The sequence below is a fragment of the Burkholderia sp. NFPP32 genome (assembly GCF_900119325.1).
Classification (GTDB): domain Bacteria; phylum Pseudomonadota; class Gammaproteobacteria; order Burkholderiales; family Burkholderiaceae; genus Burkholderia; species Burkholderia pyrrocinia_C.
Genome location: NZ_FPJP01000052.1, coordinates 1 through 8723 on the forward strand (window position 1 = coordinate 1; position 8723 = coordinate 8723).

The window sequence follows — 8723 nt, forward strand, 5'->3', positions numbered from 1 at the left end:
CAGGAACAGCCAGATATTGTGATGCGCCATGCCGGTGAAGGCGCCATGCAACGCGTAGACGAGGGAGAAGCCAAGAAAGCCTAGCGTAAGCCAACGCAGCAACGGCTCGCCGGACAGGCGATAGCAACGCCAGCAGACATAGGTGACGAACACGCCTTCGAGCGTGGCAGCTGCGATCGCCAGCTCGTGAAAAGCGTGATTCTCGAATTTCAGCGACGGATCCTGGAAGAAGTACAGGTAGGCAATCAGATACGCCGGCACCAACGCGAAGCCAGTCAGCAGGAGCTTGGCATATATCCGGGTGACCAACTGGGCAGCGCCAGTCGGCTCTTTGGCGGCAACATTGGCGTGCATGTTCAGTCTTCGGTTTCTTCGGACGAATTCAGTATAGGTACGGAAAAGCATTCGGCCAGACCTTTATGCATCCAGCCCGGGGACCTGATTCCGCAGCGGGCCAAAGCTACCTGTCACACGGGCGCTCGCCAGAGATAAGGGAAGGACCGGTACTCAGACCTGCCGCCCGGTGCCAGCACCCTGTCGCGCAACCCGTTCACGTAGACGATCTCGAAGCGGGTCGATTCGATTGAATCGAGAATCGGCAATGTGACGGCGAAGAACGCATCGATTGCTTCGACTTCGTCATGAAATGGCACGACGTGCGATACCAGCGGTGTTCCAGCGTGCATGGACATACGTTCGCCGAAAGGTCGGGATGTGTCGCCGGTGCAGGCGCGATGAAAGGTGTTTCGAGCATCGTCCGCAGGAAACGGTAATGTACGCATATAAACGCGAGGATGAGGGCAGAAGCGGGTTTGCCGGTAACGCACCGGGTGACAGACGGCCGCGAAGCCGGTTCAGATACCGGCCGGCTCGCTGCTCGATTACCAGGCGTGCGTTGCGGAGATCTGTCGAAATAAGGGCGTTCTATGGCGAGTAAACGATACATAGGATTCTTTTAGTAGGCCGCGGATAGCAATATTTTGTTGACGTTGGTTTGTCGCGATCGGATGCTATTTTTAGACTGTCAATTCATACAGGTTGTCGAGTTTTAGAATATCAAGCATATCGGAAGTTACAATGGCGCACGCGAAGATTTTTACTTTGACGATGACGCGCCATCCGTTATGCTATGTGTGGCTGCCTTCTTCTCCTCGGAGCAGCTGAAGTCTCGTGTCTGCGTGGCTTTAAATCCCGTTCGGTTTCCGAACGGGATTTTTTTTATGGAATTGAGATTGTTTTGCGTCGCGCGTTAATTATGCTCGGTTTTTCTCGGGGGAGTCCGGTCGGAAGAATGGAGTGTGGCCACTTGTGGGTGCGAGGTATCCGGCAGCGTTCATGTGATTTTTTACTGATTTGCAATGGTGATGCGCGGTCTGGCCTGAATAAAAATTACGAAGCGATCTTGCTATCGATGGGTGAAATTGAAATGGATTATTGAATTTAATCAAAATTGAGGTGGGGTTGTTTGGTTTCTGATTTATAAAAAGCCGAATGGATTGTTATTGTTTTCGTGTTAATTTTTCGATTGTCTGACGAAATTAATTCGTCAGGCTTGCATGTCAGGATATTCCGTGTAATCGTTTTGTTGGAAATGCGTTCGTAACGTCACTCTTCTCGAAAAAAGGAGCATTATCATGACACGCATGTACATCACTGCTGCGCCCGTCGGTGCTGTCCCGAAGTGGCTGGATCCGCTGGAGCCGACCTTTGTTCCTTCCTATCTCCTTCATTACCTTCTCGATCCGGCTCAAGCAGAGCGATATATAGGGCAGCTGCAAGCCGATGGTTGGGAGGCCGTGGAAGCCGGCGGATTGTTGATCGAGGAAGGGCACGGCTATCCCATTTGCGAAAATTTTTTTGCACAACTACCTAATCCGACGCTGGCGCGATCCGTGATGAAGGAGGCCGGGTGGACGCAATGCCAACAGGGTTGGAGTTCGCCGAAATCACCGTCTTTTAGCGGAGCCGTGATTCCGCGTGATTGGTTGGAGGATGTATCGTCGGTCGAAATTGTCAGGCGGATCGTGCTGCAATTGACCACTTATGGATGGACGGCAAGCGAACGCGGAGATCTGGTATGGCACCATGCGAAGCTTCACAGTTATCTGCCGCCCGTGCTGGTGAGATCCATTCGGAAAGACTACCCTGGTCTGTTGGCTCGATTGCGCGAAGCAGGTTGGCAACCTCGCGAGGCCGGATATTGGCAAGCGGGCAAGGGGCGGTCACCGTTCCTGCCGATTACGCCAGCAGAGATCGCTGCCGAGACGATCCGTTCGATGAAGGAAGGTGCGGCGGTTGTCCACCTCCATACGCGTGAGTTAGGCGATCGGACTCAACTCGAGATTCCCGGGCTGGGCACCATTACCACAGGGGCCCAACGCAATCAGATCAAAGTTGAACACTACGATGCGATCGTACCGGCCGTGAAGAATGCCAACCCGACTGCCATTCTCAATTTTTCAACAAGCGTGCGAGGCGATCGGCACGGCGCGCGCGACATATTGAGGCGCGCTCATCTCAAATCCTACGCGGAGGTCGATGGCCCCGAGATAGCGTCGCTGAGCCCCGCCGCGGTGATTTTCCAGGGAGGGGGCGGTTACGACAACGCGCCGGATTTCCTGGCCGCGCAATTCGAACATTTTCGGCGGGTTGGCACTCGTCCGGAGGTCGAGGTCTTCAATCATACGATCGTCAACAATGCGACAACGCTGTATCGAGAACTCCTCGAATCCGTCGGTCAGCCGGTGCTTTTCATGTTGGTAGCCGGAGTCGATCAGTATTTTCGCGATCCGATTAGTGGAGAGGTCGAGGACGACTCCTTGATTGCCCCTGCCATTCGACAGGAAATTGCTACGCACCTATCGTCCACTGATGAGCAGGGGAGACAGCGCGCAATCGATCTTGCCGTCAAACAATTGCAACCAGTCGTCGAGCGACTTCGGCAGAGCTTTCCGTTCTCGCTGATATCGTTGCTATTACCGGGACCGCTGCAGACCCTGCTGGCCGATCTCGCGCAGGCATTGCGGCTCGATGGTGTGCGCATCGGCCTCGAAGACGGGTTGAACGTGATCGACCGACGTGTCCCGGGCGGGGTCCGCAAGGCGCTCGGCACGTGGGAGCAGGTGCGAATGCTGCGCAACGAACTGCTTTCCCGGGGAATCACGATACAGACTTCGACCGACGTGCGGGAAATGCTTGGTCTGACGCTTGCCGCGTCGGTGCCACAACATCTGAAACGCGCGTGACGGGGAGGCATCGAGATGGCCCTCTATCGGCTAGGTGACCGGACGCCCGTCGTCCATGCGAGTGCGTTTGTTGCAGATACTGCGGCGGTCATCGGAGACGTCCGACTGGCTGCTGATACGAGCGTCTGGTTCGGTGCGACGCTGCGCGGAGATACCGAACCAATCAGTGTGGGAGAAGGCAGCAATATTCAGGATGGAGCGGTGCTGCATACGGAAGCTGGCCACTCACTTGCCATTGCGGCCTCGGTCACCGTGGGGCATCAAGCCGTCTTGCATGGATGTGCGATCGGCGAAGGCTCGCTGATCGGTATCCAGGCCGTAGTGCTCGATGGCGCCGTGATCGGACGGCAATCCCTCGTTGCTGCCGGCGCAGTCGTCACGGCCGGTAAAGTCTTTCCCGAGCGCGCATTGATTCTTGGATCCCCTGCCAAGGCAGTGCGTTTGTTGTCCGACGACGAAATCGCGCGCATCCAGAAAAATATTCTGTTCTACGCGACACATCGGAGACAGAAATATCGGGATCTATTGTGTCGGATCAGCTGATCGGAGGGCCAGCGGAAAGCGGTATTGAAGCCCGGGTGGGGAGTCGATGGCTGGCGTTGCTCCCTGCAAGTCAGGGCACTCGAGCATCGTGACCGATGCCAGCCCAGCTTTTCATTGAACGGATTAAGCGACGGCAGTACCGAGCTGCTATCGGACCCGAAGTCAAAATTACAGGCTTCGGTGTTGACAAGAATGATATCCGTTGGTTGGCGGGAAATATTGAATTGAATTATTCAAATGTTTGCTGAAAATCGGTAGGGTAATATTTAGGGTAAGCGATAGCATTTTTGTTGTATTTAATTTAAAAAATTTCCTAATATGATTTGTCGGAAATGAACGAATTGGGTCTTTGGCTACTGCTTTAAAGGCGTATTGGTGTCGGTATTTGGTAATATTTTTGAAAAATTTTCCTGAACTTGCGGTATTCTTAAGTGGGATGGAAGCGGGCTTTCATTAGGTAAAAAATCAGAATGTGAGCGAGGAATGTTTGAGAAAAAGTATGCGACTTGAATCTCGTGTGTCGTGGATTTTGCCTGTCAATGAGTGTCGGGTCGTCAACCGTATATCTCGTATGCGATTATTGGATAATTTTAAATTATGCCTGAAATAGGTTCGGCGAGACGAAAAATTTATCTTTCATCATGAGACTGGAAAATGACTTCTCATTATGTTGATTTCAACAACGACACCAAACATACCTGGACTATGGCTGTATATCAGGCTCTGCCGAGTTCCATTGGATTGGAGAGCGTGGCGTGGAAGCAGACGACCGTCCCTCAAAGCGGTGCCAGCGGTGTGGCGTGGGATGCTTTCTACAACGTCGCCGTTGCCAATTACCAACAGGTCGGCGGCATCGGGGTCTACAAAGCCAGTCAGACGTTGAAGGCGGAATTGGGGTCGTCATGGGACTGCATTTTTAAAGATAACGTTCAGCAATTGGTGCCGGGGACCGGTTCCGTACCGGCCGATTCCATCCTTATCACTAACAAGTCGGCCAATCTCGCGAACCTCGGTATCGGCATGAGCGGTCAAGGATCCGTGTTCAAGAACGGCGTGGTCAGCGGCGCATCGGCTCAGTTCCAGGTGACACCGACTTATTGGGTCGGCTTGTTCAATTCACTCGTCCTCGGCGAAGTAATCTCAAGCAACGTCGTCGTCGGTCCGCTGCAGCTGACCTATCCTAGCGGGCAGAATCTTGCGACCGTCAATGCGTACATGGACGGTAATACGATCAAGCTTAACGTCACATATGGCCAGCAAGTGACCGTCGAAAATAGTGTGGTGGAAAGGATCATTGCTGCGCAGCCAGTGCGATCCGGGATTTTGCTCGAATACGATAACTAAACAGTCGCGGCGCACTTGTTATGCGACGGATAGGCGCCGTAACGACGTCTATCCTTTTGTCTGCCATTTTTCGTTCTGGATAATCGACATGCGCACTATTGCCAAGATTCTCTTTCCGACCTTGCTGGCCTGCCTCGTTTTCAACGGAGAAGCTGGTGCCGCCGAAAAAACTTTCTGCTATTACCATCACAATTGCCCTGCCGACGGAAAGCTGCCGAAAGGTCAGCTGCCTGAGCAATACACCAAGCGGCAGTGCAAGAACGGCGGCGGAAAGAGTTGGGGCGACGGCCCGACGAGTTGCGAGAACGTGAACGAATGACAAGGACCAGGCCGGGTGGCGGGATCGGTTCCGGAGGTGGATGGGCGGGTGTTGAAGATGCTATGCGTGATCGATGAATATATCCGCGAGTGCCTGGCGATCGAAGTCGGTGCCAGCCTGAGGTCGCAGGATGTCATCCTGACGCTGTCGCGACTGATGCGGCTGTACGGCAAGCCCGCATTCGTTCGGTCTGACAACGGCGCTGAATTTACCGCGGCCAAGGTCATGCAGCTGGCTGCGGGATGCTGCAATCGGCCCGGCCTTCATCGCGCCTGGCAGTCCGTGGCAAAACGGATTCGTCGAAAGCTTCAACGGCAAGCTGCGCGACGAATTGCTGAATCGCGAGTGGTTCCGCAGCCGGGCCGAGGTCAACGTACTCATTGAACGCTGGTGATAGTTTTACAACGAGCGCCGGCCCCATAGCGCGCATCGCTATCAACCATGCCGCCATGGTCCGTCGAGCTTGGCTGGATTCCAATAATATCGACGTGAGACTCACTGCCTGATTGGTTACAAAATTCCATCTCAGGTCGCCCTAGGTTCCGTCGCGCAGCGACTGTAAATGAATTCTCCCGTTGTTGAAAGATGAACGCCCGTCGATGGCGTTATAACGTGGTAGTCGAAATATTTTAAAAGGAGAGTCGCTTCATGGGTATGCGTCCAGATCCTACGTTCCATGCGTCACCGAAACTCGCAATGGAGGCACCGACAGAAAACTTCGCCTATACATTGCTGCTCAGCCCGGATTTCTCTCGGCCTGATGCGCTTGCCGTCATCGATGTAAGGCCCGGCTCGTCGACGTACAGTCAAATCGTCCATATGGTACCGATGCCAAACAACGGGGACGAACTCCATCACTTCGGGTGGAATGCATGTTCGTCGTCACTTACGCCGCTCACCGGGCACGCTTTTCTCGAGCGACGCTTTCTGATTATTCCGGGGCTGCGCTCTTCACGCATCTACATTATCGATACCCACCCGCATCCGACTCAAGCGCGTATCCATAAGATCATCGAGCCCGAGGAGGTCGTTCGCAAGACGGGCTACTCGCGCCCACATACGATTCATTGCGGTCCTGAAGGCATTTACGTCAGCACCCTCGGCGGGCGAGGGCTGGATGGCACGGACGGGCCGCCGGGTATTTTCATCATGGACTGCAAAACGTTTGATATCGTTGGCCGCTGGGAAGTCGACGGAGAATCACAAGCGAAGCACTACGATTTCTGGTGGAACCTACCACGTAATTACATGGTATCCAGTGAATGGGCGCTGCCGCTACAGTTCGAGAGCGGCGTCGTTCCTGAGGATCTGCTGTCAAATCAATACGGTCACCACGTCCACTTCTGGGATCTGCGAGCGAGGCGCAAGCTGCAAACAATCGACCTTGGGGCCCATCACCAGATGGCGCTCGAAGTTCGGCCTGCCCACGATCCCAGCAAAGAGTATGGTTTCCTCGGCGTCGTGATCGACACAACGAACCTTGAGGGATCGATCTGGACTTGGTGGCGTGAGAGTGGGAAATTTTATATCGAGAAAACAGCGACAATTCCAGCCGAACCCGCTCCAGCGGAACAACTTCCGCCACTGCTGCAGGGATTCGGCGCGGTGCCGCCTCTCGTCACCGACATCGATCTTTCGCTCGACGACAAGTTCCTCTACGTTTCCTGCTGGGGAACCGGCGAGATGCGCCAGTATGACGTGATGGATCCGTGGAAACCGCGGCTCACGGGGGCGGTTCACCTTGGCGGGATTGTACGTCGGACGCGGCATCCGAACGGCAATACCTTTGCGGGAGGCCCGCAGATGGTTGAGATCAGCCGCGACGGTAAGCGCGTCTATTGGACCAACTCGCTGTATTCGACATGGGACAACCAGTTCTATCCCGATGGAGTACCCGGGGCACAGGTCATGGCTCTGGTCAATCCCGGTGGGGGCTTGACATTGGCCAACGATTACTGGGTAAGTATCCCCGATGGCTATCGAGCACATCAGATCCGGCTTGAAGGTGGTGATTGTTCGACCGACTCGTTCTGTTACCCATCGGTGGCAACTTGATCGAGATTGACTGGCCGAAATTCGCCCTGTGGATGGGCGTTGCTGCGAGCGGCGTCTATCATGGGGTCAACCCGGCGATGGGATGGCCGCTGGCAGTTTCGAGCGGACTGATGGAGCGACGGACAAAGGCGCTGTTCGTCGCCCTCTTCTATCTCGCGTCGGGGCACGTATTGGCGATGTTCGTGGTGATGGCACCTTTCGCCGTGCTGACGATGCTGATTATCTGGCGCCGCGCGATCGAGATTGGCGCGAGCGTACTGGTTATCGGGTTTGGCGTCCTCCTTCTGCTCCGCGGGCACCATCCCCGCGTCGTGTTACGGATCCCGCCGTCGCGCCTCGTGCTTTGGTCATTCGCCATTGCCATCGCTCACGGAGCGGGACTGATGCTAGTTCCGGTCTATCTTGGACTATGCCAATCATCCGACATGCACGATGGGCATCAAGCCGTGCGGGCGTTAATCAACACCAATCTGGCGATGGCGCTGCTCGTCGCCACGGTGCATGCTTCTTGCATGATGGCGGCGGGCGGATGTCTGGCGTGGCTTGTTTATCGCTACCTAGGCCTGAAGTTCATATCGCGAAGCTGGTTCAATCTCGATACGATCTGGGTTTCGAGTATCGTCTTGGTGGGTATGCTTGCGTTGTCGCTTAATCTCTTCGCGCCGGACAGCAGCGGGCGCTAATGGTCAATTTCCGACGCCACGCAGAGTCGCAAGCGATGCATCCTCCTCACGTCATCGGGCAATGTGTGAAATCACAAGTGCATGGCATCTGTCAGCAGGTTGACTCTAAAAAATCGTGGAAGACCGCGACGAATTGGTCGGGTAGGAAAATCGCGACGATTCACGCCCTGAATAATATTACTAAGATTTCGGAAAGAAATGTCACATAGAGGCGTACTGACATTCGGGCTGGCGAAAGAAAGACTTCACCAGTGCCGGCAACTTCTGGATGCGGCGCAGAGCACCGATGGCCAGTCGCTTCATGTCGTCTTTGGACTGCACGAGGCGCCTGGAGACGCTGCGCTTCACGTGTGCCCAGACTTGCTCGTCAGGATTCAGGTGCGGCGAGTAAGGCGGCAGATAGAACAGCTTCAGGCGCCCCTTCTGCGCCTTCACGAAATCCTGGACGATCCTGGCCTTGTGAACCGGATGGCCGTCCAGCACGAGGAACACCGGACCACTCGCGCCGAGCATCAGACGACTGAGAAACTCCCG

At 54.9% G+C, this 8723-nt stretch carries 7 protein-coding genes and 3 pseudogenes; 7 read left to right on the forward strand and 3 right to left on the reverse strand.

The annotated features are described in order from the left end of the window. Together BT264_RS36615 and BT264_RS36620 are read right to left on the reverse strand one after the other, a co-directional pair. Positions 1-354: pseudogene (locus tag BT264_RS36615) on the reverse strand (GGDEF domain-containing protein); the annotation flags it as partial. 173 nt (positions 355-527) lie between these two features. Next, positions 528-692, reverse strand: a pseudogene (locus BT264_RS36620) (glycosyltransferase); the annotation flags it as partial. A gap of 942 nt (positions 693-1634) precedes the next feature. Here BT264_RS36620 and BT264_RS36625 point away from each other — a divergent pair. From BT264_RS36625 to BT264_RS36655, 7 genes and pseudogenes are all read left to right on the forward strand, one after another. Continuing rightward, a complete protein-coding gene (locus BT264_RS36625) occupies positions 1635-3245 on the forward strand; it encodes a 3-keto-5-aminohexanoate cleavage protein (RefSeq protein ID WP_072445419.1) in 1611 nt (536 codons plus the stop codon). Positions 3246-3260: 15 nt separating this feature from the next. Next, complete coding sequence (locus BT264_RS36630) at positions 3261-3788, forward strand: gamma carbonic anhydrase family protein (RefSeq protein ID WP_072445418.1); 528 nt, start codon at positions 3261-3263, stop codon at positions 3786-3788. A gap of 654 nt (positions 3789-4442) precedes the next feature. Then, positions 4443-5132, forward strand: a complete 690-nt coding sequence (locus BT264_RS36635; RefSeq protein ID WP_072445417.1) for a hypothetical protein — start codon at positions 4443-4445, stop codon at positions 5130-5132. 88 nt (positions 5133-5220) lie between these two features. Then, the gene (locus BT264_RS36640; RefSeq protein WP_072445416.1) at positions 5221-5451 is read left to right on the forward strand and encodes a hypothetical protein; all 231 of its coding nucleotides are present in this window, start codon (positions 5221-5223) and stop codon (positions 5449-5451) included. A gap of 36 nt (positions 5452-5487) precedes the next feature. Further along, positions 5488-5957, forward strand: a pseudogene (locus BT264_RS36645) (integrase core domain-containing protein); the annotation flags it as partial. 142 nt (positions 5958-6099) lie between these two features. Continuing rightward, on the forward strand, positions 6100-7506 hold the full coding sequence (locus BT264_RS36650; protein WP_072445415.1) for a selenium-binding protein SBP56-related protein: 1407 nt from the start codon (positions 6100-6102) through the stop codon (positions 7504-7506). A 32-nt stretch (positions 7507-7538) separates the two neighbouring features. Beyond that, positions 7539-8189: a hypothetical protein gene (locus BT264_RS36655; protein ID WP_110281484.1), complete on the forward strand. Its 651-nt coding sequence runs from the start codon at positions 7539-7541 to the stop codon at positions 8187-8189. A 201-nt stretch (positions 8190-8390) separates the two neighbouring features. Here BT264_RS36655 and BT264_RS36660 read toward each other — a convergent pair. Continuing rightward, the coding region (locus BT264_RS36660) for a transposase (protein WP_143156769.1) at positions 8391-8723 on the reverse strand (333 nt) is incomplete at its 5' end.